This window comes from Massilia cellulosiltytica (assembly GCF_047325105.1).
Taxonomy (GTDB): Bacteria; Pseudomonadota; Gammaproteobacteria; order Burkholderiales; family Burkholderiaceae_D; genus Telluria; species Telluria orientalis.
The window spans coordinates 1,226,372-1,253,120 of record NZ_CP168562.1 but is presented as its reverse complement, the minus strand read 5'-3'; the positions used below and the strand labels follow the sequence as shown (position 1 = coordinate 1,253,120).

Annotated in this window: 28 protein-coding genes and 2 pseudogenes; 20 read left to right on the top strand and 10 right to left on the bottom strand. The window is 65.1% G+C overall.

Annotated features, from left to right (window positions below; all coding sequences use genetic code 11):
- The first annotated feature begins 48 nt into the window (after positions 1 to 48).
- The 13 genes and pseudogenes from ACEN9H_RS05590 (at position 49) to ACEN9H_RS05530 (ending at position 12,523) form a co-directional block, all read left to right on the top strand.
- Positions 49 to 1,458, top strand: coding sequence for a PLP-dependent aminotransferase family protein (locus tag ACEN9H_RS05590; RefSeq protein WP_413675555.1), 1,410 nt, complete (start codon positions 49 to 51; stop codon positions 1,456 to 1,458).
- 171 nt (positions 1,459 to 1,629) lie between these two features.
- A complete protein-coding gene (locus tag ACEN9H_RS05585) occupies positions 1,630 to 2,265 on the top strand; it encodes a nitroreductase family protein (RefSeq protein ID WP_413674048.1) in 636 nt (211 codons plus the stop codon).
- An 82-nt stretch (positions 2,266 to 2,347) separates the two neighbouring features.
- Positions 2,348 to 3,304: an AraC family transcriptional regulator gene (locus tag ACEN9H_RS05580; RefSeq protein ID WP_160410264.1), complete on the top strand. Its 957-nt coding sequence runs from the start codon at positions 2,348 to 2,350 to the stop codon at positions 3,302 to 3,304.
- 133 nt (positions 3,305 to 3,437) lie between these two features.
- Positions 3,438 to 4,085 (top strand): nitroreductase family protein, encoded by a 648-nt coding sequence (locus ACEN9H_RS05575; protein ID WP_413674047.1) that lies wholly within the window; start codon positions 3,438 to 3,440, stop codon positions 4,083 to 4,085.
- A 49-nt stretch (positions 4,086 to 4,134) separates the two neighbouring features.
- The gene (locus tag ACEN9H_RS05570; protein ID WP_413674046.1) at positions 4,135 to 4,785 is read left to right on the top strand and encodes an FMN-dependent NADH-azoreductase; all 651 of its coding nucleotides are present in this window, start codon (positions 4,135 to 4,137) and stop codon (positions 4,783 to 4,785) included.
- 88 nt (positions 4,786 to 4,873) lie between these two features.
- Positions 4,874 to 5,569 carry a glutathione S-transferase N-terminal domain-containing protein gene (locus ACEN9H_RS05565; protein WP_413675554.1) on the top strand — a complete coding sequence of 232 codons (696 nt, stop codon included), beginning with the start codon at positions 4,874 to 4,876 and terminating at the stop codon, positions 5,567 to 5,569.
- 11 nt (positions 5,570 to 5,580) lie between these two features.
- Positions 5,581 to 5,835 (top strand): annotated as a pseudogene (locus ACEN9H_RS05560) (pyridoxamine 5'-phosphate oxidase family protein); the annotation flags it as partial.
- A gap of 195 nt (positions 5,836 to 6,030) precedes the next feature.
- Positions 6,031 to 6,191 (top strand): annotated as a pseudogene (locus ACEN9H_RS05555) (RND transporter); the annotation flags it as partial.
- A 144-nt stretch (positions 6,192 to 6,335) separates the two neighbouring features.
- Positions 6,336 to 6,881: a carboxymuconolactone decarboxylase family protein gene (locus tag ACEN9H_RS05550; protein WP_160410260.1), complete on the top strand. Its 546-nt coding sequence runs from the start codon at positions 6,336 to 6,338 to the stop codon at positions 6,879 to 6,881.
- Between the two features lie 91 nt (positions 6,882 to 6,972).
- Positions 6,973 to 7,509, top strand: coding sequence for a peroxiredoxin-like family protein (locus ACEN9H_RS05545; RefSeq protein ID WP_413674045.1), 537 nt, complete (start codon positions 6,973 to 6,975; stop codon positions 7,507 to 7,509).
- A gap of 99 nt (positions 7,510 to 7,608) precedes the next feature.
- Complete coding sequence (locus tag ACEN9H_RS05540) at positions 7,609 to 8,583, top strand: AraC family transcriptional regulator (protein WP_413674044.1); 975 nt, start codon at positions 7,609 to 7,611, stop codon at positions 8,581 to 8,583.
- Positions 8,584 to 8,894: 311 nt separating this feature from the next.
- Complete coding sequence (gene mutS / locus ACEN9H_RS05535; RefSeq protein WP_413674043.1) at positions 8,895 to 11,561, top strand: DNA mismatch repair protein MutS; 2,667 nt, start codon at positions 8,895 to 8,897, stop codon at positions 11,559 to 11,561.
- 2 nt (positions 11,562 to 11,563) lie between these two features.
- Positions 11,564 to 12,523: a hypothetical protein gene (locus ACEN9H_RS05530; protein WP_413674042.1), complete on the top strand. Its 960-nt coding sequence runs from the start codon at positions 11,564 to 11,566 to the stop codon at positions 12,521 to 12,523.
- Positions 12,524 to 12,568: 45 nt separating this feature from the next.
- Here ACEN9H_RS05530 and ACEN9H_RS05525 read toward each other — a convergent pair whose 3' ends face one another.
- Positions 12,569 to 13,111 carry an FKBP-type peptidyl-prolyl cis-trans isomerase gene (locus ACEN9H_RS05525; protein WP_056136636.1) on the bottom strand — a complete coding sequence of 181 codons (543 nt, stop codon included), beginning with the start codon at positions 13,109 to 13,111 and terminating at the stop codon, positions 12,569 to 12,571.
- Between the two features lie 210 nt (positions 13,112 to 13,321).
- Here ACEN9H_RS05525 and ACEN9H_RS05520 point away from each other — a divergent pair, with 210 nt between their 5' ends.
- The 3 genes from ACEN9H_RS05520 (at position 13,322) to ACEN9H_RS05510 (ending at position 15,460) form a co-directional block, all read left to right on the top strand.
- Positions 13,322 to 14,443, top strand: coding sequence for a JmjC domain-containing protein (locus ACEN9H_RS05520; RefSeq protein WP_413674041.1), 1,122 nt, complete (start codon positions 13,322 to 13,324; stop codon positions 14,441 to 14,443).
- Between the two features lies 1 nt (position 14,444).
- The gene (locus ACEN9H_RS05515; protein WP_413674040.1) at positions 14,445 to 14,912 is read left to right on the top strand and encodes a hypothetical protein; all 468 of its coding nucleotides are present in this window, start codon (positions 14,445 to 14,447) and stop codon (positions 14,910 to 14,912) included.
- 275 nt (positions 14,913 to 15,187) lie between these two features.
- Positions 15,188 to 15,460, top strand: coding sequence for a hypothetical protein (locus tag ACEN9H_RS05510; RefSeq protein ID WP_082439717.1), 273 nt, complete (start codon positions 15,188 to 15,190; stop codon positions 15,458 to 15,460).
- A 123-nt stretch (positions 15,461 to 15,583) separates the two neighbouring features.
- On the opposite strand, the gene bamC is transcribed toward ACEN9H_RS05510, so the two are convergent.
- The 9 genes from bamC to ACEN9H_RS05465 form a co-directional block, all read right to left on the bottom strand.
- The gene (gene bamC / locus ACEN9H_RS05505) at positions 15,584 to 16,699 is read right to left on the bottom strand and encodes an outer membrane protein assembly factor BamC (protein WP_200948782.1); all 1,116 of its coding nucleotides are present in this window, start codon (positions 16,697 to 16,699) and stop codon (positions 15,584 to 15,586) included.
- 32 nt (positions 16,700 to 16,731) lie between these two features.
- Entirely contained in the window at positions 16,732 to 17,628 is an 897-nt protein-coding gene (gene dapA, locus ACEN9H_RS05500) for a 4-hydroxy-tetrahydrodipicolinate synthase (RefSeq protein WP_371767625.1), read from the bottom strand.
- A gap of 101 nt (positions 17,629 to 17,729) precedes the next feature.
- Positions 17,730 to 18,275, bottom strand: a complete 546-nt coding sequence (locus ACEN9H_RS05495; protein ID WP_413674039.1) for a class I SAM-dependent methyltransferase — start codon at positions 18,273 to 18,275, stop codon at positions 17,730 to 17,732.
- The gene (locus tag ACEN9H_RS05490) at positions 18,272 to 19,474 is read right to left on the bottom strand and encodes a tryptophan--tRNA ligase (protein WP_413674038.1); all 1,203 of its coding nucleotides are present in this window, start codon (positions 19,472 to 19,474) and stop codon (positions 18,272 to 18,274) included. The genes ACEN9H_RS05495 and ACEN9H_RS05490 overlap by 4 nt, the downstream gene beginning before the upstream one ends.
- 7 nt (positions 19,475 to 19,481) lie before the next feature.
- Complete coding sequence (locus tag ACEN9H_RS05485; protein WP_413674037.1) at positions 19,482 to 20,135, bottom strand: site-2 protease family protein; 654 nt, start codon at positions 20,133 to 20,135, stop codon at positions 19,482 to 19,484.
- 42 nt (positions 20,136 to 20,177) lie between these two features.
- Positions 20,178 to 20,801 (bottom strand): L-threonylcarbamoyladenylate synthase, encoded by a 624-nt coding sequence (locus ACEN9H_RS05480; protein ID WP_413674036.1) that lies wholly within the window; start codon positions 20,799 to 20,801, stop codon positions 20,178 to 20,180.
- Positions 20,798 to 21,697 carry a protease HtpX gene (gene htpX / locus ACEN9H_RS05475; protein WP_413674035.1) on the bottom strand — a complete coding sequence of 300 codons (900 nt, stop codon included), beginning with the start codon at positions 21,695 to 21,697 and terminating at the stop codon, positions 20,798 to 20,800. The genes ACEN9H_RS05480 and htpX overlap by 4 nt, the downstream gene beginning before the upstream one ends.
- 340 nt (positions 21,698 to 22,037) lie before the next feature.
- Entirely contained in the window at positions 22,038 to 22,877 is an 840-nt protein-coding gene (locus ACEN9H_RS05470; protein ID WP_056328613.1) for a 3',5'-nucleoside bisphosphate phosphatase, read from the bottom strand.
- A 40-nt stretch (positions 22,878 to 22,917) separates the two neighbouring features.
- Positions 22,918 to 23,796 (bottom strand): alpha/beta fold hydrolase, encoded by an 879-nt coding sequence (locus ACEN9H_RS05465; RefSeq protein ID WP_413674034.1) that lies wholly within the window; start codon positions 23,794 to 23,796, stop codon positions 22,918 to 22,920.
- 144 nt (positions 23,797 to 23,940) lie between these two features.
- On the opposite strand from ACEN9H_RS05465, the gene ACEN9H_RS05460 reads away from it, so the two are divergent.
- The 4 genes from ACEN9H_RS05460 to ACEN9H_RS05445 all read left to right on the top strand — a co-directional run bounded on the left by ACEN9H_RS05460 (position 23,941) and on the right by ACEN9H_RS05445 (position 26,696).
- Positions 23,941 to 24,465 (top strand): gamma carbonic anhydrase family protein, encoded by a 525-nt coding sequence (locus ACEN9H_RS05460; protein ID WP_413674033.1) that lies wholly within the window; start codon positions 23,941 to 23,943, stop codon positions 24,463 to 24,465.
- A gap of 3 nt (positions 24,466 to 24,468) precedes the next feature.
- Complete coding sequence (gene hslO / locus ACEN9H_RS05455) at positions 24,469 to 25,425, top strand: Hsp33 family molecular chaperone HslO (RefSeq protein ID WP_413674032.1); 957 nt, start codon at positions 24,469 to 24,471, stop codon at positions 25,423 to 25,425.
- Between the two features lie 113 nt (positions 25,426 to 25,538).
- Positions 25,539 to 26,024 carry a Dps family protein gene (locus tag ACEN9H_RS05450; protein WP_413674031.1) on the top strand — a complete coding sequence of 162 codons (486 nt, stop codon included), beginning with the start codon at positions 25,539 to 25,541 and terminating at the stop codon, positions 26,022 to 26,024.
- 252 nt (positions 26,025 to 26,276) lie between these two features.
- Positions 26,277 to 26,696 (top strand): PAAR domain-containing protein, encoded by a 420-nt coding sequence (locus ACEN9H_RS05445; RefSeq protein WP_413674030.1) that lies wholly within the window; start codon positions 26,277 to 26,279, stop codon positions 26,694 to 26,696.
- Positions 26,697 to 26,749: the final 53 nt, after the last annotated feature.

Below are 26,749 nucleotides of genomic sequence, written 5' to 3'. Positions count from 1 at the left end.
TTCTGAATATCGCCTCATGTCAACGCCGAGAGTCCTTTGACACGTCATATCAATTCAGACCTGCACATTGAGCTCGACCGGGCATCCACGCAGTCGCTGTCGGAACAAATTCGTATCAGCATCACCAAGGCGATCGACTCGGGTCTGCTCGCACCTGGCACGCGCTTGCCTTCGTGGCAAGACCTGGCGGCTCACCTGGGTGTGGCACGCGGCACGGTCCAGGCGGCGTACGAGCGCTTATCCGACTTCCAGATGATCGAAACGTTCGGTGCCCGGGGCACGCTCGTGGCGCCACGGCCGGACGCGCGGTCGACGCAACCACAAGCAGTTGGGCCCGACACCTGTGCGAGGAAGCGCGATGAGACGAGCGCCGGACCGGCGATCTTCCAGCTCGGTATTCCAGCGTTGGAAGGTCAGCCGGAAAGGCTGTTCGCGCGTGCCCGCTCTTCCAATCTGCTGAAGCCAGGTCCTTTCTCCTCGCTGGGCCATCCCGACCCGTCGGGGGAATTCGAGCTGCGCCGGGAAATCGCAGGGCATCTCTCGATCTCCAGGAACATCCACTGCCTTCCCGAACAGGTGTTCATCACGTCGGGCTATAGTTCCGGACTCGATCTCACGCTGCGGGTGCTCGGTTTGGATGGTCGCAAGGTCTGGATGGAAGAGCCTGGTTTCTACCGCACCCGCAAGGCGCTGCAACTGGCGCGTTTGCGTATTGTTCCGGTCCCCGTGGACGCGGGCGGCATGAACGTCGGTTACGGGATCGACCATGCCGCGGACGCCGCGCTGGCCGTCGTGACGCCCGGTCAACAGGCCCCCCTCGGTCCGACCCTTTGTTTGAGACGGCGGCTTCAGCTGCTTGAATGGGCAAGCTCGAACGGTGCATGGATCATCGAGGACGACTACCTCGGCGACTTGCAAATCGAAGGCAGGGCGGCGCCGGCCCTGGCATCGCTGGACAACGGCAGACGGGTCATCCATATCGGTACGTTCAGCAAGACCGTCGGCCCGGGACTGCGCCTCGGATTCATCGTGGCGCCGACTGGGCTGGTCGCCGCGTTCTCCGAGGCGGCGGCAGTGTTTGTCCACGCGCCCTCCCCCGTCATTCAACTTCCCGTGGCGCGGTTCATGCGCGAGGGCCATTACAGCCGGCGCGTCCGGCGGCTGAAGCGTTTGTATTCGTCCCAGCGCGACGCGCTGTGCGAACAGTTGCGGATACATGACGTACCGTGGGTCACGGCGGGCCTGGCCGTCCTGCTCAGCCTGCCCGACGGCACGCCCGACGTACAGATCGCCCGGGAAGCCAGAAGCTTCGGGATGGCACCGTCGCCGTTGTCCCAATGGTTCGCGACCCGGTCGTGGAGCCAGCCGGGCCTGTTGCTTGGGGTAGCGACCGCACCCGAGCCGCATCTCGCGTCGGCCTGCCGCCGACTGTTCGAGATCATCGACCGCTACGCCTGATACGCCGGCGGCGCCTTGGTACACACGGGAATCGGCAATCTTGGTTCTTCAATTCATCTCATCGATACGACAGAATGCATTGCTGCGCGATATGCGCGCCCTGATACGCGTCGGCACCGTTCACGCCGGATAGCACGCGACCACCACACTCCTTTACCCACAGGACCAATTATGACCAAGGGATTTACCGGGACCAACACCGTCATCGACTGTATCTTGAGCCGCAGCGCAACCAAGTACTACGACCCGTCCGCCACCCTGAGCGACGACGAGATCCGCGCGCTCGTGCAGGTCGGCACCGCCGCGCCCACGTCCTTCCACATGCAGAACTGGCGCTTCATCGCCGTGCGCACCCGCGCAGCGAAGGACCGACTGAGTCCGATCGCGTGGAACCAGCCCGCGATCACCGAAGCGGCCGTCACCTTCATCGTCTGTGGCCAGCTGGCCGACTCCGCCGTGATCCCCGATCGCCTGGCGCCGCTGGTGGAAGCGGGTGTCATGCCGGCGGCCATGGTGCGGGACTGGGAAATCCCGGCCCGCGACCTGTACATGGCATACCCGCAGCGCCGGCGCGACGAGGCGGTACGCACCGCCACCTTCGGCGCGGCCGCGATCATGTACGCGGCCCGTTCGCTGGGCCTGGGTTCGACGCCGATGATCGGCTTCGACGCCGACGCGGTGCACCGCGAATTCGGCCTGGGCGAGGAGGAAGTGCCCGTCATGCTGTTGTCCGTCGGGGTGGAGCGCCAGGGTAACTGGGCGCAGAAGCCGCGCCGCCCCGTCGGCGACGTGCTGGATCTGGTCTGACCCTCCGCCATGCCGGCGGTCGCATCGGCCTGCCGGCGCACCCCACATTCGATCGCACCAACGTTCAGGTTCCCGAGATTCCATGTCACACGTCGACTGGCTGAGCCAGCTTCTGCAAATGATCACCGTCACCGGCCAGCTGGAGGTTCGCTGCGCATACGGTGCGCCGTGGCGCGTCGCCTGGCCGCAGGCCGCCGCGCACGAGATTCCTTACCACGTCGTACTCAATGGCCGCGCGATCATCGAGGATCCGGACACGCACACGACGATGGAACTGGGCGGCGGCGATATCGTGCTGCTGCCCCACGGATCGGCGCACGTGCTGCACGACGGCAGCGGACGTGCCCCCGCGCGGACCCACACTCGCCAGAGTACCGCCGGACTGACGCTCCGCGAAAACAATGGCCGGGGCGAGCATCTGGACATGTTGTGCGGGCGATTCTTCATCCGGCCGCCCCACGACCGGCTGATTCGCAATTACCTGCCCACGAACGTCGTGGTACGGACCGGCGCCGGTCGTGGCGAAGACGGCGGCGAGTCCGCGCCGGACCACCTGGCGAACCTCGTCGGACTGATGCGCATGGAGTCCGCCGACGGCAGGCCGGGCGGATACGCGATCCTCAATGCCCTGACCTCGGCGCTGTTCACCCTCGTGCTGCGCGCGGCAAGCGAGTCCGCGTCGGCCCCGCCAGGCCTGCTGGCACTCGCCGGCTATCCGCGTCTGGCCCCGGCCATTTCGGCGATGTTCGCGGAGCCGGCGCGCGCCTGGAACCTGCCCGACCTGGCCAACCTGTGCAGCATGTCGCGCGCCACCTTCGTGCGGCATTTCCAGGACAAGGTCGGGAGTTCAGCCAGCGAATTCCTGACCGATATCCGGATGAGTCTGGCGGCCAACGAGTTGAAGAAACCCGGAATGACCACCGAGGCGGTGGCCGACTCGGTGGGATATCGATCCGTGGCGGCGTTCAGGCGCCTGTTCACGGACAAGATGGAGATGACGCCGGGACAATGGCGGCGCCTGGCGCGCGAGGGCGCCTGATGCGTGTACGCGTCCGGGCGATTCCCTGTCTGCTTGATCCTTTTGAGCAGCTTGTTGAGAAGATCCAGTCTCGAAAACGGCGACCGGCCCGCCTAAAGTGGAGGCTCCTGACCACCTGACGAAAGCACCCGCCATGAGCCGTATTGCAACCACTGGAATCACTCAGACCAATGCCGTCATCGACTGCATCCTGAACCGCAGCGCAACCAAGTACTACGACCCGTCCGCCACCCTGAGCGACGACGAGATCCGCGCGCTCGTGCAGGTCGGCACCGCCGCGCCCACGTCCTTCCACATGCAGAACTGGCGCTTCATCGCCGTGCGCAGCAGCGCAGCGAAGGCCCGACTGAGCCCGATCGCGTGGAACCAGCCCGCGATCACCGAAGCGGCCGTCACCTTCATCGTCTGTGGCCAGCTGGCCGACTCCGCCGTGATCCCCGATCGCCTGGCGCCGCTGGTGGAAGCGGGCGTCATGCCGGCGGCCATGGTGCGGGACTGGGAAATCCCGGCCCGCGACCTGTACATGGCATACCCGCAGCGCCGGCGCGACGAGGCGGTACGCACCGCGACCTTCGGCGCGGCCGCGATCATGTACGCGGCCCGTTCGCTGGGCCTGGGTTCGACGCCGATGATCGGCTTCGACGCCGACGCGGTGCACCATGAATTCGGCCTGGGCGAGGAGGAAGTGCCCGTCATGCTGTTGTCCGTCGGAGTGGAGCGCCAGGGTAACTGGGCGCAGAAGCCGCGCCGCCCCGTGACCGACGTGCTGGATCTGGTCTAGCCGCAAGAAGGACGATCCTCCGACCCCGAAAACCAGAACGAGCATTCGCATGAACATCCTCCATATCGATTGCAGCCCGCGTACCGAATCGCACAGCCGGCGGCTGTCCGCCGCGTTGGTCGGCAAGCTGCTCGACGGCACGCCGAATACGAGCGTCAGCCGGCGCGATCTTGCCTGTGTCCCAATCCCGCACGTCGCATCGGACTACGCGACGGCACTGTCGTCGCCGGCCACGCTGGCGGCGCCGCCGAACGGATCTCTCGAATTTTCCGAAATGCTCATCCGGGAAGTCGAAGCGGCCGATGCGATCGTCATCGGAACGCCCATGTACAACCTCACGGTGCCCTCGGTCCTGAAGGCGTGGATCGACCGCATCCTGCGCGCCGGCCGCACGTTCGCGTCGACGCCCGCGGGGAAAGTCGGCATGCTGCGGGATCGTCCGGTCTTCGTCGGCATTGCTTCCGGCGGCGTCTTCAGCGGCGAGCGGGCCAACCAGCCGGACTTTCTCACGCCGTATCTCGCGGTCGTGTTGGGAAATATCGGCCTGAGGACCGTGCAATTCATCCCCGTGCAAGCCACCGCATTCCTCGACCGCGACCAGGCCGCGTCGGCGACCGCGGCCGGGGTCGCGACCATGGACGTGACGCCGGTCCGACGCTTGCCGCGTCCGATCGCATGGGACCGGAGGCACGCGTCATGACCGTCGACCTGTGGTGGCTGCGCCGCCCAGGAAGCGCCCGTCGGGGCGCATGAGACTCAGCATCCATCCCAAGTCCAGGAGAATGAAAGTGACACCCGATCATCCGATTTTCTCGCGTTGGCCAGCCCGGCACCCCGACCGGCTCCAGCTCTTTTCCCTGCCAACGCCCACCGGCGTGAAGGTCGGCATCATGCTGGAGGAGACGGGCCTCGCCTATGAGCCGCACCGCATCGACATCACCGCGAACGAGAGCCACGACCCGGCGTTCCTCTCGCTGAACCCGAACGGCAAGATCCCCGCGATCTACGATCCCGACGGTCCGGGCGGCCGGCCGCTGGCGTTGTTCGAATCGGGCGCCATCCTGATCTACCTCGCCGACAAGACGGGAAAGTTCCTGCCGGCCGATCCCGGCGCGCGCTACGAAACGATCCAGTGGCTGATGTGGCAAATGGGCGGTGTCGGGCCCATGTTCGGCCAGGTCGGTTTCTTCAACAAATTCGCCGGCAAGGCCTACGAAGACAAGCGCCCGCTTCAGCGTTACGCGAACGAGTCCGCGCGGCTGCTTGGCGTGCTCGACCAACGGCTCGCGGGCCGCGACTGGGTGATGGGGGCGGACTACACCATCGCCGACATATCTCTGCTCGGCTGGGTGCGCAACCTGATCACCTTCTACGAAGCACGCGAGCTCGTCGGTTTCGACCGGTTCCTTCACGTGCGGGCGTGGCTCGACCGCGGCCTCGCCCGCCCCGCGGTACAGCGCGGGCTGCAGGTCACGGCGGCTTAGCGGGGACGGCCATGCGCGATATTACCGCCGACATGGAGGCGATCATTGAACGGGCGATACTGTCGTTCGTCGCGACCGTCAACGCGGACGGCACGCCCAACCTCTCGCCCAAGGCGTCGCTCACCGTCGTGCAGGGCGTGCTCTATTTCGCCGATATCGCATCGCCCGCGACGGTCACGAACCTGAAGCGCAATCCCGCCGTCGACATCAACGTCGTCGACATCTTCGAGCGGCGCGGCTACCGCTTCAAGGGCCGTGCGCAGGTACTGGCGCCGGGCGACGCCGCGTATTCGATGATCGCGGACCGGGTCCGGACGATGAACGGCCCGGAATACCCGGTCGACCACGTGGTCAGGATCGAGACCACGTCGATCACGCCGCTACTGTCGCCGGCGCACGTTTTCGCCGACCCGCCCCGCAGCCAGGACGAGATCAGGCGCACCTATTATCGAAAGTACAGGCTGTACGACGCGGGCCGCTCCAGCTGTCTCGCCCCGCTCGACGCGCAGCGCAACCTGCCACGGTCGAACGCAGCGCCGTGCAACTGCGCGGCAACCGTGCGATCACGACAGTCGCCCTGATCCGCGCCCTCGGTGGCGGCCGGGATGCGCCGGCCGACTGATCTTTTTGAGCAGTTTATTGAGCAGGTACGGTCTCGATGCGCGAAGCAGACACGCCTACAGTAGAGGCTCAAACCACACGGGGACAGCGCCCGACGGCGGCCCCCGATCCGATGAAACCAGTGACTCACTTGATGGAGAATATGATGGCAAGAACCGCAGCGCTCACGCCGGAACACGTGCCGGCCGAATCGAAACCGACCCTCGACGCCTTCACGAAGAATATCGGCTTCACGCCGAACATGATGGCCGCGTTCGCGCAGAGCCCGATCGCGTTCAACGCCTGGGCGACACTGCTCGGCGCCTTGAGCAAGGCGCTCGACGTGAAGACGCGCGACAGCATCGGCCTCGCGGTCTCGGAAGTCAACGGCTGCAACTACTGCCTGACGGTGCACAGCTTCACGGCCGAACACATGGCCAGGCTTCCGGCCGCCGACATCCTGCTCGCGCGCAAGGGCCACGCGAACGATCCGAAGCGCGACGCCGCCGTCCAGTTCGCGCGCAAGGTCATCGAGACGCGCGGCCACGTCGCCGACGCCGACCTGGACGCCGTGCGCGCTGCCGGCTACACGGATGCGAACGCCATGGAAATCGTCGCGCTGGTGGCCATGTACTCGCTGACGAACTTCTTCAACAACGTGTTCGATCCCGAGAAGGATTTCCCCGCCGTCGCGCCGGCCGGTTCGATCTGATCGCCGCGAGTTCGCGCCGCCGTCTGCGCCGACACGCAGAAGGCGGCGCGATGGAACGATTCACCCGGAATGAAACCTAAAAGGAAAAGCAATGCTGCTACCTCGGCAACTGGTGCCTGAACTTCGCGTTCCGACGCTCGATCATGGCGAGTTCGATCTCGCAGACAACGTACACGACCAGTTCACGTTACTCGTCTTTTACCGCGGCCTTCATTGTCCGGTTTGCCTCAAGTACCTGCGCGAACTCGGGTCGCTGCTATCCGAGTACGAGCGTCGCGGCACCAGCGTGATCGCGATCAGTTCCGACACGCCGGAGCGAGCCCGGGACATGGCACGCAAGGTCGGTGCGGGCCATCTCCGGGTCGGACATTCGCTGCCGCTTGCCGTCGCGCGTCGATGGGGCCTCTACATTTCCTCGTCGCGCGGCACATCGTCGATCGGCATCGAAGAGCCGCCCCTCTTCTCGGAACCGGGCGTGTTTCTCGTACGGCCCGATGGCACCCTGTATTACGGCTCGGTCCAGACGATGCCGTTTGCCCGTCCGCTGTTCTCGGAACTGCTTCAGGCGATCGACTTCGCGATCACAAAGGATTACCCGGCACGCGGCGAATACGACGGTCCGCTGTGAAAGGTGACGCTACAATCCCCGCAAGGCTCAAGTCCGGCCGGATTCTGGCATGATGTCGGCCTTTTGAACGGAACAGGCAGTGCGACAAGGAAGGTGTCAATGAAGTCCGTCCCCACTATCTCGACAGCGGATTTGAGCCGATTGATCGCGGCGCTGGACGTCCAGATCGTCACACTCGCGGAATGTCTGGTCAGCCCGGGATACAACCTCGTCATGGGCGGCCACCCGTGTCCGGGCATTCATTACGTGCTCGAGGGCACAGGGCTCATGTACCTGAGAAACGAGGCGCCAGTAAAAGTCGAGCCCCATACACTCGTCATCGTGCCTCCCGATTGTCCGTTCCGGCTGGAGGTCATCAAAGGCGACGAGTCGCCTGGCGCAACCGAACCGGTCACCGGAGCCGATCACATGAACATCGTCGATTCGGTGTATCGCTTCACGGCGGGGAATGAAGGGCCGCGAACCGTCCTGATATGCGGCTATTTCAGAACCCTGTACGGCGCGTCGATGGATTTGTTCGAAACCCTGACGGCACCGATCGTGGAAAAATTCTGTGCTGACGATCGGCTGGACGTCAAGCTCAAATGCGCGATGGACGAATTGGTAGCGCAAGAAATCGGTTACGGGGCGATGACCGGCGCGTTGCTGAAACAGGTCATCATCGCCCTGGTGCGCAAGTCGCTGAGTTCGATGAATGTCTGGATCGAACGCTTTGCCATGCTGAGCGACCCGCAAGTCGCACGTGTGTTCGCGGACATGGTCGCCCAGCCGGGCAAGGGGCATACCGTCCATACGTTGGCGGAGACCGCGTGCTTGAGCAGGTCGGCGTTCGTGGCCCGGTTTACCAACGTCATCGGACGTTCGCCGATGGCTGTCCTGCGGGAGGTGCGCATGCGCCAGGCCGCGGCCGACCTGGCGGCGGGCAATATGTCCATCGACCAGGTCATACGCAACACGGGATATGCCAGCCGCAGCAGCTTTGCCAGGGCGTTCCGGCAGGCTTACGGCATGGACCCATCGGGTTACCGCGAATCCATTCTGCGGAACAAGGACGTGTCGACATCCAGTCGTTGATCCATCAATTCTTCAAACCGCGCGACCACGTGCGGGTCCGCTCTGCAGTACACCCCCGAGCACGCCCGGATTGTCGGTTCCACGCGTCCAGACGTAGGCTCGGCGTGGCTTTTCACGTATACTTGCCGACCCTGCATCTCGCACCGCAGGTCGACCGGTGGGGCATGGTAAAGTGCACGTCTGCCGACAGCTGCTCGGCCGCCCTGGTATCGAGTGCATCACTCTCCCTACGCCGATCCGTAATCGCCATGCGATCGAGAGCCGCACGAGCCCAAGGAATCCGCAACAAAATCATGAAGTTAGACGACAACATGCCGTTAGACCGAGAAGTTACCAAACCCGGAAAAAGCCAGCACACCCCGATGATGCAGCAGTACCTGAGCATCAAGGCCGACTACCCCACGATGCTCGTCTTCTACCGGATGGGCGACTTCTACGAGCTGTTCTTCGAGGACGCCGAGAAGGCCGCGCGCATCCTGGGCATCACCCTGACGGCGCGCGGCAGCTCGGGCGGGAATCCGATCAAGATGGCGGGCGTCCCCTTCCACTCGCTCGACCCGTACCTCGCCAAGCTCGTCAAGCTGGGCGAGTCGTGCGCGATCTGCGAACAGATCGGCGACCCGGCGCTGAGCAAGGGTCCGGTCGAGCGCAAGGTCGTGCGGGTCGTCACGCCGGGGACGCTGACGGATGCCGACCTGCTGCCCGAAAAGGCCGAGCGTCCCCTGCTCGCGGTGTGCACGGTCGCGAACCGCAAGGTGGTCACGACGGGTCTCGCGTGGATGTCGCTCGCCAGCGGGGGACTCCGGCTGATGGAATTCGCGGGCGACGCCCGGGCGGCTGCCGTGCGCCTCGTGCAGGAACTGGAACGCATCGCGCCGGCCGAAGTGCTGCGCGCCGACGGCGGCGCCGACCTGTTCGAAGAATCGCCGGTCGGCCACACCGCGCGCGTGCCGGATTGGCATTTCGACGTCGTGCACGGCCACAAGGCGCTGCTCGACCAATTGGGCGTCGCCACCTTGTCCGGCTTCGGCGCGGACGGTCTCGGCGCCGCGTTCGGCGCGGCCGGCGCGCTGTTGCGCTATGCCCAGGCCACGCAGGGCCGCGGCCTGCAGCACGTGAAGAGTCTCGCGGTCGAATCGGAGAGCGAATTCATCGGCCTCGATGCGTCCACGCGCCGCAACCTCGAGCTGACGGAGACGATCCGCGGCCACGAGTCGCCCACGCTGTTTTCTCTTCTGGATGGCTGCCGCACGGCGATGGGTTCGCGCCTGCTGCGCCACTGGCTGCACCACGCGAAGCGCGACCAGCGCGTGGCCCGCGCGCGCCACGAAGCGATCGAGGCGCTAGCCCAGCGCGAGGCCATGCACGACCTGTCGGCGACCCTTGCACACGTGCCCGACATCGAGCGCATCACGACCCGCATCGCGCTCTTGACGGCGCGTCCGCGCGATCTCGCGAGCCTGCGCGACGGCTTGACCCAGCTGCCCGCGCTGCGCGAGCAGGTGGCGCGCTGCTTCATCCCCGGCGACTCGTGCCTGCTGCGCGACATCCACGACGCCATCGCCGTGCCCGAGGCGTGCGCGGACCTCTTGCAACGCGCCATCGCGACGGAGCCGGCCGCCATGGTGCGCGACGGCGGCGTGTTCGCGCGCGGCTTCGACGCCGAGCTGGACGAGCTGCGCGCGCTGTCGGAAAACGCGGGCCAGTTCCTCGTCGACCTGGAAGCGCGCGAGCGTGCGCGCACCGGCATCGCCAACCTGCGCGTCGAGTACAACCGCGTGCACGGCTTCTACATCGAAGTCACGAACGGCCAGGCCGACAAGGTGCCGGACGATTACCGCCGCCGCCAGACGCTGAAGAACTGCGAACGCTACATCACGCCCGAACTGAAGGCGTTCGAAGATAAAGCCTTGTCCGCGCAGGACCGCGCGCTGGCGCGCGAAAAACTGCTGTACGAGCTGCTGCTGGCCGACCTCGCGCCGCACATCGTGTGCCTGCAGCGCATCGCGTCCGGCATCGCGCAGCTCGATACCATCACCGCCCTCGCCGCCCACGCCGTGCGCAACAACTGGTGCATGCCGCAGCTGGTCGGGGAGCCCTGCCTCACCATCGTCGAAGGCCGCCACCCGGTCGTCGAGAACCAGATCGAGCGCTTCATCGCCAACGACTGCAAGCTGTCCAACGACCGCCGCCTGCTCCTGATCACGGGCCCGAACATGGGCGGTAAATCGACGTTCATGCGCCAGGTCGCGCTGATCACGCTGCTGGCCTATGTCGGCAGCTACGTGCCGGCGACGAGCGCGACGATCGGTCCCATCGACCGCGTCTTCACGCGCATCGGCGCGTCGGACGACCTGGCCAACGGCCGCTCGACGTTCATGGTGGAGATGACGGAATCGGCCACGATCCTGAACGGCGCGACCAAGCACTCGCTCGTGCTGATGGACGAAGTGGGCCGCGGCACGTCGACGTTCGACGGTCTCGCGCTCGCGTGGGCCATCGCGCGCCACCTGATCGAGACGAGCCGCAGCTTTACGCTGTTCGCCACGCACTACTTCGAATTGACGCAGCTGCCGGAACAGCATCCGAGCGCGGTCAACGTGCACCTGTCGGCCGTCGAGCACAAGGACAGCATCGTGTTCCTGCATGCCGTGCAGGACGGCCCGGCGTCGCAGAGCTACGGGCTGCAGGTCGCGCAGCTGGCGGGCGTGCCGCCCGGCGTGATCCGCGCCGCGCGCAAGCACCTGGCGCGGCTGGAAGCGCAGGCGCTCGACGCGACGCCGCAGCTCGACCTGTTCGCGCCGGCGCCGTGCGACGAAGGCGACGCCGAAGCCGCGCCCGCACCGGCACCGGCGCCGGCGCACGTGGCGGCCGAGTCGCCCGCGCTGACGCTGCTGGACGCCATCGATCCCGATGCCCTGACCCCGCGCGAAGCGCTCGAACGCTTGTACGAGCTCAAGCGGCTGGCCTCGGCCTGACGATGCCGCGACGCCGTTCGCTTCTCCTGTTCGTCCTCGCCTGCGCGCTGGCGGGCGGCGCGCGCGCGGACGCCCGCGACGATGATGCGCACCGTTTCGCCATCATCGGCCACGGTTTTACCGATGGCGGCGAAAAACGCCTCAAGCAGGCGCTCGCCGACAATGACGACAAGGACGTCGCCTTCCTGGTCGTCACCGGCATCAAGGGTGCGAACGAGCCGTGCACGGACAAGCTGTACCAGAAGCGGCGCGAGCTGATCGACGATGCGCGCCGGCCCGTCATCGTGCTGCCGGCCGGCAGCGACTGGACGGAATGCCGCAACAGCGCCGGCCGGACGAATGCGATCGAGCGCATGAACCGCATCCGCGAACTGTTCTACGGCGAGCCGTCCACGCTGGGCGCGCGCAAGCTGCCGCTGACGCGCCTGTCGATGAGCCCGCGCTTTCGCAGCTATGCGGAAAATGCGCACTGGTCAGTCGGCAAGGTGCTGTATGCGACCGTCAACATGCCGGCCAATAACAACCACTACCTGAACGAAGCGGGCCGCAACAGCGAGTACGAGGACCGGCTCGTCGCGAACCGCTTCTGGCTGCACCGGCTGTTCGCCATCGCCAGGCGCGACAAGCTGGAAGCGATAGTGCTGTTTTCCGAAGGCGACGTGAAGGCGTTGTCGCAGCCGACGGGCCTGCGCGCCCTGCTGCGCGGCGCCGTGCCGGACAACGACGGCTTCGCGGAGCCGCGCCGGCTGATCCTGTCGCTGGCGCAGAAATTCCCGGGCAAGGTGCTGCTCGTCGACGGTACGCGCATGCGTGCAAGACCCGTCATCGAATGGCGCGGCAATGTCGGCCATCTGGCGGCCGGCGCGGATGCATTGGAGGTTGTGGTGAATCCGGAGACGAAGACCCTGTTCAGGGTCGATCCCCGCAAGGTCGAGACGGCGAACGGCGCAAGGAAGGACTGACGACCCGGCCGCAGCCGGGTCGAGGCGCACCGCGTGCGTGGGTAATTATTGCAGCGGCTGGCTACGGAAGTGGTCGCCCTCTTCGCTGTCGTCGATCTCGCCGTGGCCGTGGTCATGGCCGTGGGCGCCGTGCACGTGGCCGTGCGCGATCTCTTCCGGCGTGGCGGCACGCACGTCGATCACGGACAGGTCAAAGCGCAGGGCCATGCCGGCCAGCGGGTGATTGCCGTCCAGCACGACCTTGTCGTCGGCCACTTCGGTGACGGTGAAGATGACCGGCTCTTCGTCGCTGCCCTCGGCCATGCCTTCGAACTGCATGCCGACTTCGATCGGTTCCGGCAGGCGGTTGCGGTCCTCGACCTTCACCAGGTTCGGATCGTAGTCGCCGAACGCGTCTTCCGGCTCGATCTGGATGGTCGACGTGTAACCCACGTCCTTGCCGTCCAGCTCTTCTTCGATCTTCGGCAGCGTGTTCTCGTAGCCACCGTGCAGGTAGACCATCGGCTGGGCGCCGTCTTCGATCAGGTTGTTCTGAGCGTCGGACAGTTTATAGTTGACCGACACAACCGTGTTCTGGGCAATCTTCATTGCACATCCTTTCGTGGGTAAGGTCTCGATTATACCCGGGGGCCTCGAAAAACCTACTGCGCGTCGCATTGTCGGTCTGCGATGCTCCGCAACGGCGGACCGGCCGTACCGTTAGTACGGCTGCGCTTCTCGACCAACACTGCTTCCGCTCGCTACGGTTTTTCGAGGCCCCTTTAGGCAGCGAGTTTACCAGCCTGGTTATAATGGGATATGCAAAAATTACAGCTCCTCGGCAATATCACGCCCGCCCAGTTCCTCCGCGATTACTGGCACAAGAAACCCCTGCTCATCCGTCAGGCCATCCCCGATTTCAAACCGCTGCTCAAGGTCGACAAGCTGGCCGAGCTGGCCAAACTGAACCACGTCGAATCGCGCCTCGTGACGCTCACCGACGGTCAATGGGACATGCAGCACGGCCCGCTGGCCGAACTGCCGTCCAGGACGCAGCGCGAATGGACCATGCTCGTGCAGGGCGTCAACCTGCACGAGCCGAAGGCCGATGCCCTGCTGCGCCAGTTCCGTTTCGTGCCGGACGCGCGCCTGGACGACCTGATGGTCAGCTATGCGACGGACGGCGGCGGCGTCGGTCCGCATTTCGATTCCTATGACGTATTCCTGCTGCAGGCGCAGGGCAAGCGCCGCTGGCGCATCGGCGCGCAGCAGGACCTGGCGCTGGTCGAGGGCCTGCCGCTGAAGATCCTCGCCAACTTCGAGCCGGAAGAAGAGTTCGTGCTGGAACCGGGCGACATGCTGTACCTGCCGCCGCACTACGCGCACGACGGCGTCGCCGAGGGCGAATGCATGACGTATTCGATCGGCTTCCGCTCGCCGTCGTTCCAGGAACTGGGCGAAGCCTTCCTGCAGTTCATGGCCGACTCCATCGACCTGCCGGGCCGCTATGCCGACCCGGGCCTGCAGCCCGCGAAGAACCCGGCCGAGATCCCGCGCGACATGCTGGCCACCGTCACCGAAGAGCTGAACAAGGTGCGCTGGGACGAGGAAGACGTCACGATCTTCATGGGCGAATACCTGTCCGAGCCGAAGCACAACGTGTTCTTCACGCCGGTCGCGAAGCCGCTGACGGTGGGCCGCTTCATGGAACAGGCGGCGAAAAAGGGCCTGAAGCTGTCCCCCAAGACCTTGATGCTCTACCGCGGCAAGCACGTGTTCATCAACGGCGAATCGTTCGCCGTCGGGCGCGCGGACAAGGTCGTGCTGGACGTGCTCGCCAACGAGCGGGCCCTGGCGGGCAGTCTGCTCGACCAGGCGTCGGACGACGTGCTGGAGGCGCTGTACACCTGGTACCAGGACGGCTGGATCGAACTCGGCTGACATGAACGCGTCCTTCGACACCCGCGCCGCATTCCAGCAGCAACTGGGCGAGGTATGGACACGGGCACGGGCGACGCTCGTCATGTTCGATCCGGACTTTACGTTGTTCCGGCTGGGCGCGCCGGACGCGGACGCGGCACTGCGCCGCTTCCTGCACGCCGGCGGCCGCCTGCGGCTGGCGCTGCACGATCCCGCGCACCTGGAACGGGAGGCGCCCAGGTTCCTGCGCCTGCTGCGCGATCATGCGCACGGCATCGAATGCCGGCGCACGCCGCGGGCGCTGCGCGCGCTCACGGATTCGTTCTGCATCGCGGACGACCTGCACATCGTGCGGCGCTTTCACAGCGATCACCTGCGCGGTGAGGCGGTCTTTGACGCACCGCAACAAACCGAGCTGTCGCGCCTGCGTTTTGACGCCATTTGGGCAGAATCACAAGCTGGTATGCAGGCCAGTGTTTCCGGTCTGTAAATACTCGTTTTGGCTTGGTTTTCTCTATGAGAACTAGCGCACGGACAGATGTATCCTGTTGCTTGAAGATGAACCTTGCCCGATCTGGCAACTGTTACGTCTTGACACGACTTTTCTATTGCGATTCAGTAAATTTGGCTATAATATCGGGTTAGGAAGGTTCCGTTGTCTGTAGGCACTTTTTCCAAAGTATACAAACAAGAGAATTCCTGACGAGCGATAATTACCGGTAATTATTCATCGCACCACCCTTTTGAATTAATTAAGGAAAAACCATGAAAAAATCTCTGCTGATCGTTTCCCTGCTGGCTGTTGCTCTGGCTGCCTGCTCGAAGAAAGAAGAAACCACCGTGACCCCGGCGGCTCCGGCTGCTGAGACCACCGCTCCGGCTGCTGCTCCGGCCGCTCCGGCTGCTGACGCTGCCGCTACCCCGGCTGCTCCGGCCGCTGCTGACGCTGCTGCTTCGGCCGCTTCGGCTGCTGCTTCGGCTGCTTCGGCTGCTGCTGACGCCGCTTCGGCTGCTGCTGCTCCGGCTGCTTCGAAGTAATTCGAATTGCGCTAAAGAAACCGGCCTGCGGGCCGGTTTTTTTACGTCCATTGCTTTTACATAGAATTGGACCGATAAAAAAACCGGCCACGCGGGCCGGTTTTTCATGCAGGCTAAACCAGATTATTTCAGCTCGTCCGCCAGCAGCTTGAGGATCTTGGCACCGGTCGGCGACGTTTCCGGCTTGCCGTCGTTCGTCTGCACGGTCACGTCGGTCGAGGTCGCGCCCTGTGCCGTCGACACGATCACGCGGTATTTCTGCGCTTCCTTGTTCTTGTCTTCGCTACCGAACAGCTTGCTGAAGAAGCCTTCCTTCTTGACCGCGTCCGGATCGACGTAGCGCACGAAATAAATGCCCTGCACGCGGTCGCGGTCTTCCACCGTGAAGCCGACGCGGTCCAGCGCCAGGCCCACGCGGCGCCATGCGCGGTCGAAGCCTTCGTCGACGACGACCTTGCTGCCTTCCAGCTTGGCGTGCTGCGGTTCCAGCGGCGCGTTCGTCACGAACGCGGTTGCTTCCTTGACCTTGGTGCCGGTCAGCTGGGCCATCAGGCGGCCCAGGAATTCCGCTTCCAGTTCCGGATCGTTCGGACGCGCGGTCCAGGTGGCCTGCTCCTTCTGCGGACCGGTCAGCACTTCTTCCGCGCCGCGGTGGCTGATGTAGATCTCGGTCGAACCGTCCGGACGGCGCTCCAGGCGGGTGCGGAACTTGTCGCGCTCGCCGGTCGAATACGCCGAATCGAAGACCTTGCCGATGGTGCGGCGGATGAAGTCCTGCGGGATCTTGGCGCGGTTCTCGGCCCAGTTCGTTTCCATGATGCCGGTCTGCGGCGACTCGGTCTCGACGGTGAAGCCCGAGTTATGCCAGAACTCCAGCAGTTGCGGCCACAGTTGTTCCGGCGTTTCCTTGATCACGAGCCAGCGCTGGTTGCCGTTGCGCTCGATGCGGATGGTGTCGGTGGGCACCTGGCCGATCTGTTCGCCGGACGCGGCCGCGATGGCCGGTGCGGCGCCGCGCTGCTGCTGGAAGCCGGACGCGGTGGCGATGCCTTTGCCATCCGGCACGGCGTAGCGGTTGTCCTTCTGCAGCTGGGTCAGGTCGGGCGGAATGTCCAGCGGTGCCGCTTTCTTGGAAGCCTTGTAGTCCACCTTGTCCGATTCGAACACGGTCGTGCACGCGGCCAGGCTCAACGCGATGGCGGTCAGGGCCACGGTGCGGGCTGCGGTGGAAGTCATCATCTTGCGATTCGTCATATCGTTAAAGCTGGTAATCAAAGGACGCCGGAAGCGCGCAGCGCGGTGCGGACGGTGTCGTGGTATTGCGCGGACAGCGGGGCCAGCGGCAGGCGCAGCCCGGCCGGCATCTTGCCCATCTCGGCCAGCGCCCATTTCACCGGCACCGGATTCGGCTCGACGAACAGCTTGCTGTGCAGTTCGAGGACGCTGTTGTTGATTTCGATGGCGCGGGCAGCCTCGCCGTTCAGCGCGGCCTTGCACATCTCGGCCATCGCGCGCGGCGCCACGTTCGCGGTCACGGAGATGTTGCCGGCGCCGCCGCACAGCATCAGCGCCAGTGCGCTCGCATCGTCGCCCGAGAACACGCCGAACGACTTGCCCTTGCCGGCAAACGAACGGTCAATGTCGCGCAGCAGTTCGATGCCGCGGGCCAGGTTGCCGGTCGCGTCCTTGATGCCGATGATGTTGTCGATGGCGGCCAGGCGCAGCACGGTCTCGTTGCTCATGTCGGCCACGGTCCGGCCCGGCACGTTGTACAGGATCACCGGCAGGTCGGTCGATTCGGCGATCGCCTTGAAGTGGCGATACATGCCTTCCTGCGACGGACGGTTGTAGTACGGGACGACTTGCAGCGACGCGTCCGCGCCGACTTCCCTGGCGTGGCGGGTCAGCGCGATCGCTTCGACCGTCGAATTGCCGCCCGTGCCGGCGATGACCGGAATGCGGCCGGCGATGTGGTCGACGGTCAGCTTGATCAGTTCGCAGTGTTCGTCCGGGCTCACGGTGGCCGACTCGCCGGTCGTGCCGACGATGCAGATTGCGTCCGTACCTTCCGCCACATGCCAGTCGAGGAGTTGGCGCAGGCTGTCCCTGTCCAGGCTTCCATCCTCGAACATCGGTGTGACGATTGCTACTATGCTGCCCTTAATCATAATCAGTGGACCGTGCCGTTAATAAATAAATGTCGATTGTAGCGGATAGCCTGGCGTTATGGTTCATTCCACACCATATAAATGGCATGGTTACAGGTTGGTTACATATCGAGCCTGACTGCTCCCGGATCGACCTCCCGACCCGCCGCGCACAGCCTTTGCACGCGCGCCGGACGGGGCGTCTCGATGATCCCGTCCTCGTAGGCGAGGACCTTCAAACCATGGCGTGCGGCGACGTCCAGCAGTTCGCCGGGCGCCAGCATGAACGCCGGGTTGGATGGTTTGCCGAAGCGTTCGTTCCCGAGCGCGAAGGTTTCGTAGACGAGGATCCCGTTCGGCGCCAGCGCGCCCGCGAGATGCGCGAACAGCGGCCGGTGCAGGTAGTTCGTGACGACGATGCCGGCAAAACGTCCCGGCGCGAACGGCCATGCGCCGCCCTCCGCTTCGAGGTCGTGCTGCAGGGTCGTGATGCCGGGACCGGCCGCCTGCGCGAGCGATGCGGCGTCGCGGTCGACCGCGAGCACGGGATGGCCGAGCGCCGCCAGCAGGCGCGCATGACGGCCGCCGCCGCACGCGAGATCGAGCGTCTCGCCCGGCGGGATCGCCGGCGCAAAGCGCGCGACCCAGGCGGATGGACGGTCCGTCACGAGTAGGACAGTCCCATGACTTCGCGCACGTCGCGCATCGTTTCCTGCGCCAGCTTGCGCGCCTTCTCGCAACCGTCGGCGACGATGGCGCGCACGAGCGACGGATCGTCGACGTACTGCTGCGCGCGCTCGTGCATCGGCTCCTGCTCGGCCAGCACGGCTTCCACGACGGGCTGCTTGCACTCGAGGCAGCCGATGCCGGCGCTCGTGCAGCCCTTCATCACCCAATCCTTCGTATTCGCGTCGGAATAGACTTCGTGCAGCTGCCACACCGGGCATTTGAGCGGATCGCCCGTGTCGCTGCGGCGCACGCGCGCGGGATCGGTCGGCATCGTGCGGATCTTCTTCGTGACGGATTCGGGATCTTCCCGCAGCGAGATCGAATTGCCGTAGCTCTTGGACATCTTGCGGCCATCGAGGCCCGGCAGGCGCGATGCTTCCGTCAGCTTCACTTGCGGCTCGACGAGGATGATCTTGCGGCTGCCTTCCAGGTAGCCGAACAGGCGCTCGCGGTCGATGTTCGACAGGCTGCCCGCCTCGTCCAGCATGGCCTGCGCCTGTTCCAGCGCGGCAGCAATGCCGTCCTGCTGGTACGCGGTGCGCAGTTCCGCATACAGCTTGGCGCGCTTGCTGCCCAGCTTTTTCACGGCGTCCAGCGCCTTCTGCTCGAAGCCAGGCTCCTTGCCGTACAGGTGATTGAAGCGCCGCGCGATCTCCCGCATCATCTCGATGTGCGGCACCTGGTCCTCGCCCACGGGCACCTGCGTGGCGCGGTAGATCAGCACGTCGGCCGCCTGCAGCAGCGGGTAGCCGAGGAAGCCGTACGTCGCGAGGTCGCGGTTGGCCAGGTTCTCGATCTGGTCCTTGTACGTCGGCACGCGCTCGAGCCAGCCGAGCGGCGTGGCCATCGACAGCAGCAGATGCAGTTCCGCGTGCTCCGGCACCCTCGACTGGATGAAGATCGTGGCCTGGGCCGGGTCGATGCCGGCCGCCAGCCAGTCGATGACCATGTCCCACGTGCTTTTCTCGATGATCGCCGGGTCGTCGTAATGCGTGGTCAGCGCGTGCCAGTCGGCGACGAAGAACAGGCAAGGCAGTTCGGACTGCATGCGGATCCAGTTCTTCAGGGCCCCATGGTAGTGGCCAAGGTGCATCAGCCCGGTCGGGCGCATGCCGGAAACGACACGGTCGGGAAACATAGCGGTATCAGGTCAGGAGAAAATTCAGGGGATAGACGATCAGGTGCAGCAGCAGGTTCGCGATCACGCCGACCCAGAACAGCCAGTAGCCGATCACCTTCAGGAAGATCAGCGCGAGCAGGATGATGAAGCCGTACGGCTCCAGGCGCGCGAACTGGAATGCGGCCTTGTGCGGCAGGATGGAAAACAGCACGCGGCCGCCATCCATCGACGGGATCGGCAGCAGGTTGAACGCCATCAGCCACAGATTCGTCTGCACACCCGCCTCGGCCACGAGGTGCGGGAACGACTCCTGCACGCCGAAGTAGTTGAGGAAGATCGCCAGCAGGAGCCAGATCAGCGCCATCACGAAGTTTGCGCCCGGACCGGACAGCGCGACCCACGCCATGTCGCGCTTCGGGTTGCGCATCTGGCCGTAGTTGATCGGCAGCGGTTTCGCGTAGCCGAACACGAAGTGCACCGTCAGGTACATCACCACCGGAATGACGATGGTGCCGATCGGATCGATGTGGGCCAGCGGATTGAAAGTGGTACGCCCGGCGGCGTGTGCGGTGTTGTCTCCGAAGCGTTTCGCGACGAACGCCTGGGCGGCGTCGTGCATCGTCAGCGCAAAGAGGACAGGCAGTGCATACACTGCCAGATTGCGTATGAGTTCATCCATAACCTGCGATTCTATCAGAGCGCGCGGCGCGGCGGCCCCGGCCTACAGGCCGAACGCGGCCGGATCGCCCCGGCCTTCGCGTACGAGTTCGGCGTCGGGCCCCGTGAGGTCGATGATCGTGGTGGGTTCGAGCGTGCCGGCGCCGCCGTCGATCACGAGCTCGATCTGCCTGTCGAGACGCTCGCGCACCTCGTCCGGATCGGACAGCATGTTGTCGTCGCCCGGCAGTTGCAAGGTCGTGCCGATCAAGGGTTCGCCCAGTTCTTCCAGCAGCGCCAGGAGGATCGCGTTTTCCGGCACGCGGATGCCGATCGTCTTGCGCGACGGGTGCGACAGCCTGCGCGGCACTTCCTTCGTCGCTTCCAGGATCACCGTGTACGGCCCCGGCGTGACGGCTTTCAGTTGCCGGTACTGGCGGTTGTCGACGCGCGCATACGTGGCGATCTCGGACAGGTCGCGCACGAGCAGCGTCAGGTGGTGCTTCTCGTCGACGCCGCGGATGCGCCGCAGCTTTTCCACGGCCGCCTTGTCGTCGAGGCGGCATACGAGGGCGTACGCGGAATCGGTCGGCGCGGCGACGATGCCGCCGCTCTGGATGATCTGCGCGGCCTGGCGGATCAGGCGCGCCTGCGGATTCTGGGGATGGACTTCGAAATATTGGGTCATCGCGCGAACCCCGACTGGCGCAGCGCCTGGAGGGCCGCGATGCGTTCTTCCATCGGCGGGTGCGACGCGAACAGCGCGCCCCAGCCGCTGCCGTGGCCGGAGATGCCCGATGCGGCCATCGATTGCGGCAGCACGCCCGGGTGCATGCCGGACAGGCGCGCGAGCGCATGCTGCATCGGCAGCGGGCTGCCCAGCAGCTGGGCCGAACCGGCGTCCGCGCGGAATTCGCGCTGGCGTGAGAACCACGCGACAATGATCGACGCGACGATGCCGAACAGGATCTCGCACACGAACACGGTGATCGCATAGCCGAAGCCCGGCCCGCGCGCGTCGTTCCCGCGGCGGAACACGACGTTGTCGACGAAGAAGCCGACCACGCGCGCGAGGAACACGACGAACGTGTTCACCACGCCCTGGATCAGGGTGAGCGTGACCATGTCGCCATTGGCCACGTGCGCGATCTCGTGGCCCAGCACGGCCTCGACTTCTTCGCGGTTCATGTTGGCGAGCAGGCCCGTCGACACGGCCACCAGCGCGGAATTTTTGAAAGCGCCCGTCGCGAACGCATTCGGCTCGCCCTCGTACACGGCCACTTCCGGCATCGCGATGCCCGCGCGCTGCGCGAGGTTGCCCACGGTGCCGAGCAGCCATGCTTCAGTGGCGTTGCCGGGCTGTTCGATGACGCGCGCGCCGGTGGACATCTTCGCCATCGGCTTGCTCATCAACAGGGAAATGATGGAACCCGTGAAGCCCACGACGAGCGAAAACACGAGCAGCGCCCCGACGTTGATGCCCTGCCCGCCGACCGGTCGCCCGACGCCGAGGACGTTCAGCACGATCGACAGCACGAGCACGACGGCGAGGTTGGTGGCGAGGAACAGCAGTATGCGCTTCATCTGGGGAGCCTCAGGATGGGTTCAATATCAGTCCGACAAGATAAGGGTTGGATGTTGAAATTTCAAGCCCGGCACGTCGTTCCCGCGGAAGCGGGAACCCATACTGAGTTACCGAAATCGATCAATTTGCGGACCACTTGCGATCGCGACGTCGGAGGTTCAGCATGGGTCCCCGCCTTCGCGGGGACGACGGGGTGCTTAGAACCAGTCATGCCAAACCGGCGTCACCCCACTCGGCAACGGCGGCAACTTCGCCGTCCCTGCGGAGGCAGGGACCCAATTTCACGTCGCGTCGACGCACAAAACTTGGGTCCCCGCCTTCGCGGGGACGACGGTGTGCTTAGAACCAGTCATGCCAAACCGGCGTCACCCCGCTCGGCAGCGGCGGCAACTGGTCGAACTCGACGCGCGACTCCCCCGGCGCGTGGAAATCCGTCCCGCGCGATGCGAGGAAACCGTAGCGGCGCGCCACCTCGGCATACGTCGCGTACTGGTCCGGCGTATGGCTGCCCGTGACGACCTCGATGGCATTGCCGCCCAGCTGCTTGAATTCGTCGAACAGCGCGCCCTCGGCCGTCGCGTCGAAGCGGTAGCGGCCCGGATGCGCGATCACGGGGACGCCGCCCGCCGCGCGGATCCAGCCCATCGCATCGGCCAGCGTCGCCCAGCGGTGCGGCACGTAGCCCGGCTTGCCTTCCGTGAGATAGCGGCGGAACACCTCCGACGTGTTGGAACACTTGCCGAGCTCGCACAGGTAGCGCGCGAAGTGCGTGCGCGACAGCAGGTCCGGATTGCCGACGTATTTCAGCGCGCCTTCGTAGGCGTTCGGGATGCCGGCCTGGTCGAGCTGCGCGGCGATCTCGCGCCCGCGCGCGTCGCGCCCGTTGCGCGTGGCGGCCAGGCCCTGCACGAGAGTCGCATTGTCTTCGTCGACCTGCAGGCCGACGAGGTGCACGGTCTCGCCGGCCCACGTCACGGAAATCTCCACGCCCGGCACGAAGCGCATGCCCAGTTCCTCGGCCTTCGCGCGTGCGGCCTTGATCCCCCCGATTTCGTCATGGTCCGTCAGCGCCCATGCATCGACACCGCCCTTGCGGGCATACGCGGCCACGGCGGCGGGTGCGAGCACGCCGTCGGAGACGTTGGAGTGGCAGTGGAGATCGACTTTCATGGGCAGCATCCGGACAGGGTATCGTTTCGAAATACCATTGTACGCAATGTCAGCCCGCGAGGAACGCCTCGATCATGCGCGCCAGCACTTCGGGTTGATCGTGGTGCAGCATGTGCCCCGCATCCGGCATCATGCGCGGCGTGACCTTGGCCAGCTGCGCGAGCCGGCGGTCGACTTCGTGGCGGGCCTCTTCCTTCGGGCCCATCCAGCGCCACATGTCCGTGTGCTCGGCCTCGACCCACAGCACGGGCGCCGTGATGCGGCGCCAGCACGCGAGCACCTCTTCCACCTGGTACAGCAGCGGCCCCGGCATCTTGTGCGCCGGGTCGCCCAGGATTTCCCACTCGCCCTGCGCATTCTGCGCGGCCCAGTGCTGCGCGAGGAAAGCGGCGCGGTCGGCCGGCAGGCGCGGGTTCGTCTTGCGCAGGCGCGTCGCCACCTCATCCAGGCTGGCGTAGCCGCGCATGGCGGGCGGGACCTTCACTTCGTCGAGCCACTTGGCGTAGCGGCCCGGCGCCTGGTCGGGGCGCGTGGCGGGCAGCCCGAAGCCTTCCAGGTTGATCAGCTTCGCGATGCGTTCCGGCCGCACGCCCGCATACACGCTCACGATGTTGCCGCCCATGCTGTGGCCCAGCAGGTTCACGGGTTCGCCGGGCGAATAATGGTCGAGGATCGCTTCCAGGTCGGCGAAGTAGTCGGGGAACCAGTACGTGTCGTTGCCGGAGCGCCCGGTCAGGCCGAAGCCGCGCCAGTCGTGGGCGATCACGTGCCAGTCGCCCTGCAACGCGTCGACGACGAACTGGAACGAGGCCGACATGTCCATCCAGCCATGCGCCATGAACAGCTTGGGCGCGCCCTCGCGGCCCCAGTGGCGGACGTGGGTGCGCAAGCCGCGGATAGTGAGGAATTCGGAGCGGGACGGTGTCATGGCGGTTCCTGTTTGCGAGTTAAATTAGTACGACCGTTCGCATTATAAGCACGAAGCTTGTAATCCTGCAGGCCAGCCCCATCTGGGCCCCTTACGAGCGTGAAGGCGTAAAATACGGGCATCTCAACCTTCCGCGAGCACTCCATGGCGATTTACCAGCTGGGCGAAGATGCGCCCGAGATCGATCCGTCGGCCTATATCGCCGATTCGGCCACCCTGATCGGCAAAGTGACGGTCGCGGCGGATGCCTCGGTGTGGTCCGGCGTGACGATCCGCGGCGACAACGAGCGCATCACGATCGGTACCGGCAGCAATGTCCAGGAAGGCACGGTGATGCACACGGACATGGGCTTTCCGCTCGTGCTCGGCAAGAACGTCACCGTCGGCCACCAGGCGATGCTGCATGGTTGCACCGTCGGCGACGGCGCGCTGATCGGCATCCAGGCCGTGGTGCTGAACGGCGCGAAGATCGGCAAGCGCTGCCTCGTGGGAGCCGGCGCCGTGGTCACCGAAGGCAAGGAGTTCCCGGACGGTTCGCTGATCCTGGGCGCCCCGGCCAAGGTAGTGCGCGCGCTCACGGAAGACGACCTGCTCCGCCTGCAGGGCAATGCCGCCAGCTATGTCGAGCGCGGCAAACGCTTCAAGGCGGAGCTCAAGAAAATCGGATAAAGAATGACGACTGATACCAGCAAGGACACCCTCCAGAAATTCATCTTCGACAACGCAGCCGTCCGCGGCGAGCTCGTCGAGATCTCCAACGCGTGGCGCGAGATCCAGTCGCGCCACGTCTACCCGAAGGCGGTGCGCGCCTTGCTGGGCGAAATGGTCGCCGCGGCGGCGCTGCTGTCCGCCAACCTCAAGTTCAACGGCTCGATCGTCATGCAGATCCATGGCGACGGCCTGGTGAAACTGCTCGTCGTCGAGTGCGACGCGAACCTGTGCATGCGCGCCACCGCCAAGCTGCGCGAAGGCGCGGACGTGCCGGACGACGCGTCCGTCGCGCAATTGCTGAACCAGCATGGCCACGGCCGCTTCGTGATCACGCTCGACCCGCAGGACAAGGTTCCGGGCCAGCAGCCGTACCAGGGCGTCGTGCCGCTCGTCGGCGAGGACATCGCGACCGTCATCGAGAACTACATGCTGCGCTCGGAACAGATGGACACCAAGCTGTGGCTGGCGGCCGACGAGAACGTCGCGCGCGGCCTGCTGCTGCAGAAGCTGCCGCGCAATTCCAGCATCGAAGGCCAGGTCAAGCAGGCCAGCGAGGAAGAAGACCTCGAGACCTGGACCCGCGCCGTCATGCTGGGCCAGACCTTGAAGCAGGAAGAGCTGCTCACGACCGACGTGGAAACGCTGCTCCGGCGCCTGTTCTGGGAAGAGACGATCCGCGTGTTCGACCCGCTGCATCCGGTCTTCCACTGCACCTGCTCGCGCGAAAAAGTGGGCAACATGCTCAAGATGCTGGGCAAGGAAGAAGTCGAGTCCGCCCTGCACGACCTGGGCGAACTGGGCATCAACTGCGACTTCTGCGGCAAGCATTACGGCTTCGATGCCGTCGACTGCGCGCAATTGTTTGCCAGTGACACGACGGCCGACGGTCTGGCGCCCCCCTCCACCATCAAGCACTGATCGATACGGGGCCGCCATTGGCGGTCCCTATCATTTTTATTGGTAATATAAACTACCGCTATCGAGAGATCCTGTTAAGCTTGTCATCAATGTCACAGCAACAGGAGAACTCCATGAGCAACATCAATATCGGCATCAGCACCGAAGACCGCGCCAACATCGCCAATGCCCTGTCGCGCGTGCTGGCGGACAGCTATATGCTGTACCTGAAGACCCACAACTTCCACTGGAACGTGACGGGTCCGATGTTCCAGACGCTGCACATCATGTTCATGGAACAATACACGGAACTGTGGAACGCGCTGGACAACATCGCCGAACGCATCCGCGCCCTCGGTCATTTCGCGCCGGGCACCTATGCCCGCTTCGTGGAACTGTCGTCGATCAGGGAAGAAGCCGGCGTGCCGAACGCGCAGGAAATGATCCGCCAGCTGGTCGACGGCCAGGAAGCACTGATCCGCACGGTGCGCGAGGCGTTCAAGATCGCCGATGAGGCCAATGACCAGCCGAGCGCCGGCATGCTGAGCGACCGCATGGAGATCCACGAAAAGAATGCATGGATGCTGCGTTCCTTCCTCGAGAACGGCCAGTCGGCCTGATCCCGCCTTTTCTGCCGCAGACGGCCCCTGATCAGGGCCGATGCGGCATCCTCTTTATTGCCGGTCGGAAGTTAACCGGCAACCCTGTCGGAATTCCCTGATTCAGGATGACCGACCGGTTCAAATTGCGCTGCATCAATTGGTTTAAATCAACGACGCGTTTCAATGGCCTCCAGTGTACGAACTCGTGCACTTGAGACCGGGAATGTGTCGCTTTTTCGCGTCCCGTTTTGCAAACTTTTGGAGAACCGGATGAAATCAGTACGTAGCAATGATGCAGCCATCAACGCCAACACAGCCACAGCGCAGGGCGCACCCCGTAAAGTGGTCGCCCGCTACCCCATCGCCACGATCGGTTCGCGCACCCGCCGCGGTGGCGAAGTCGTGCTCGCATCGCAGGGCGAGCCCGCGGACGATTTCCGCATCGCCTGCGTCGGCGACCGGGTTCGCTACCCGGACGGCAGCGAGAGCGTGATCGTGTCCGGCGCCGGGCATGCGTCGACGTATGCGAACCAACCGATCGCCCTCGTGGGCAGCCATATCGCGAACGGCGACCGCATCGTCGCGCGTGCGCAGAGCATCGGCGAGATCGTCGTCGTGGAAGGAGAACCGATTCCCGGCCTGCTAGAGCCGGGTTATGCGCCGCCGGGCGCCGTCGGGGCCGGCGCCTGACAGGGGCGCGGCCGCCGGCGTGCGCGGCTGCAATCAGTGGCGGCAGCGAACGC

Excerpts from the sequence above, each read along its gene's own strand:
- ACEN9H_RS05585 (WP_413674048.1), top strand. The coding sequence starts at position 1,630 with ATGACCAAGGGATTTACCGGGACCAACACCGTCATCGACTGTATCTTG.
- ACEN9H_RS05580 (WP_160410264.1), top strand. The coding sequence starts at position 2,348 with ATGTCACACGTCGACTGGCTGAGCCAGCTTCTGCAAATGATCACCGTC.
- ACEN9H_RS05575 (WP_413674047.1), top strand. The coding sequence starts at position 3,438 with ATGAGCCGTATTGCAACCACTGGAATCACTCAGACCAATGCCGTCATC.
- ACEN9H_RS05570 (WP_413674046.1), top strand. The coding sequence starts at position 4,135 with ATGAACATCCTCCATATCGATTGCAGCCCGCGTACCGAATCGCACAGC.
- ACEN9H_RS05550 (WP_160410260.1), top strand. The coding sequence starts at position 6,336 with ATGGCAAGAACCGCAGCGCTCACGCCGGAACACGTGCCGGCCGAATCG.
- ACEN9H_RS05545 (WP_413674045.1), top strand. The coding sequence starts at position 6,973 with ATGCTGCTACCTCGGCAACTGGTGCCTGAACTTCGCGTTCCGACGCTC.
- ACEN9H_RS05540 (WP_413674044.1), top strand. The coding sequence starts at position 7,609 with ATGAAGTCCGTCCCCACTATCTCGACAGCGGATTTGAGCCGATTGATC.
- mutS (WP_413674043.1), top strand. The coding sequence starts at position 8,895 with ATGCCGTTAGACCGAGAAGTTACCAAACCCGGAAAAAGCCAGCACACC.
- ACEN9H_RS05530 (WP_413674042.1), top strand. The coding sequence starts at position 11,564 with ATGCCGCGACGCCGTTCGCTTCTCCTGTTCGTCCTCGCCTGCGCGCTG.
- ACEN9H_RS05525 (WP_056136636.1), bottom strand. The coding sequence starts at position 13,111 with ATGAAGATTGCCCAGAACACGGTTGTGTCGGTCAACTATAAACTGTCC.
- ACEN9H_RS05520 (WP_413674041.1), top strand. The coding sequence starts at position 13,322 with ATGCAAAAATTACAGCTCCTCGGCAATATCACGCCCGCCCAGTTCCTC.
- ACEN9H_RS05515 (WP_413674040.1), top strand. The coding sequence starts at position 14,445 with ATGAACGCGTCCTTCGACACCCGCGCCGCATTCCAGCAGCAACTGGGC.
- ACEN9H_RS05510 (WP_082439717.1), top strand. The coding sequence starts at position 15,188 with ATGAAAAAATCTCTGCTGATCGTTTCCCTGCTGGCTGTTGCTCTGGCT.
- bamC (WP_200948782.1), bottom strand. The coding sequence starts at position 16,699 with ATGATGACTTCCACCGCAGCCCGCACCGTGGCCCTGACCGCCATCGCG.
- dapA (WP_371767625.1), bottom strand. The coding sequence starts at position 17,628 with ATGATTAAGGGCAGCATAGTAGCAATCGTCACACCGATGTTCGAGGAT.
- ACEN9H_RS05490 (WP_413674038.1), bottom strand. The coding sequence starts at position 19,474 with ATGTTTCCCGACCGTGTCGTTTCCGGCATGCGCCCGACCGGGCTGATG.
- ACEN9H_RS05485 (WP_413674037.1), bottom strand. The coding sequence starts at position 20,135 with ATGGATGAACTCATACGCAATCTGGCAGTGTATGCACTGCCTGTCCTC.
- ACEN9H_RS05480 (WP_413674036.1), bottom strand. The coding sequence starts at position 20,801 with ATGACCCAATATTTCGAAGTCCATCCCCAGAATCCGCAGGCGCGCCTG.
- htpX (WP_413674035.1), bottom strand. The coding sequence starts at position 21,697 with ATGAAGCGCATACTGCTGTTCCTCGCCACCAACCTCGCCGTCGTGCTC.
- ACEN9H_RS05470 (WP_056328613.1), bottom strand. The coding sequence starts at position 22,877 with ATGCTGCCCATGAAAGTCGATCTCCACTGCCACTCCAACGTCTCCGAC.
- ACEN9H_RS05465 (WP_413674034.1), bottom strand. The coding sequence starts at position 23,796 with ATGACACCGTCCCGCTCCGAATTCCTCACTATCCGCGGCTTGCGCACC.
- ACEN9H_RS05460 (WP_413674033.1), top strand. The coding sequence starts at position 23,941 with ATGGCGATTTACCAGCTGGGCGAAGATGCGCCCGAGATCGATCCGTCG.
- hslO (WP_413674032.1), top strand. The coding sequence starts at position 24,469 with ATGACGACTGATACCAGCAAGGACACCCTCCAGAAATTCATCTTCGAC.
- ACEN9H_RS05450 (WP_413674031.1), top strand. The coding sequence starts at position 25,539 with ATGAGCAACATCAATATCGGCATCAGCACCGAAGACCGCGCCAACATC.
- ACEN9H_RS05445 (WP_413674030.1), top strand. The coding sequence starts at position 26,277 with ATGAAATCAGTACGTAGCAATGATGCAGCCATCAACGCCAACACAGCC.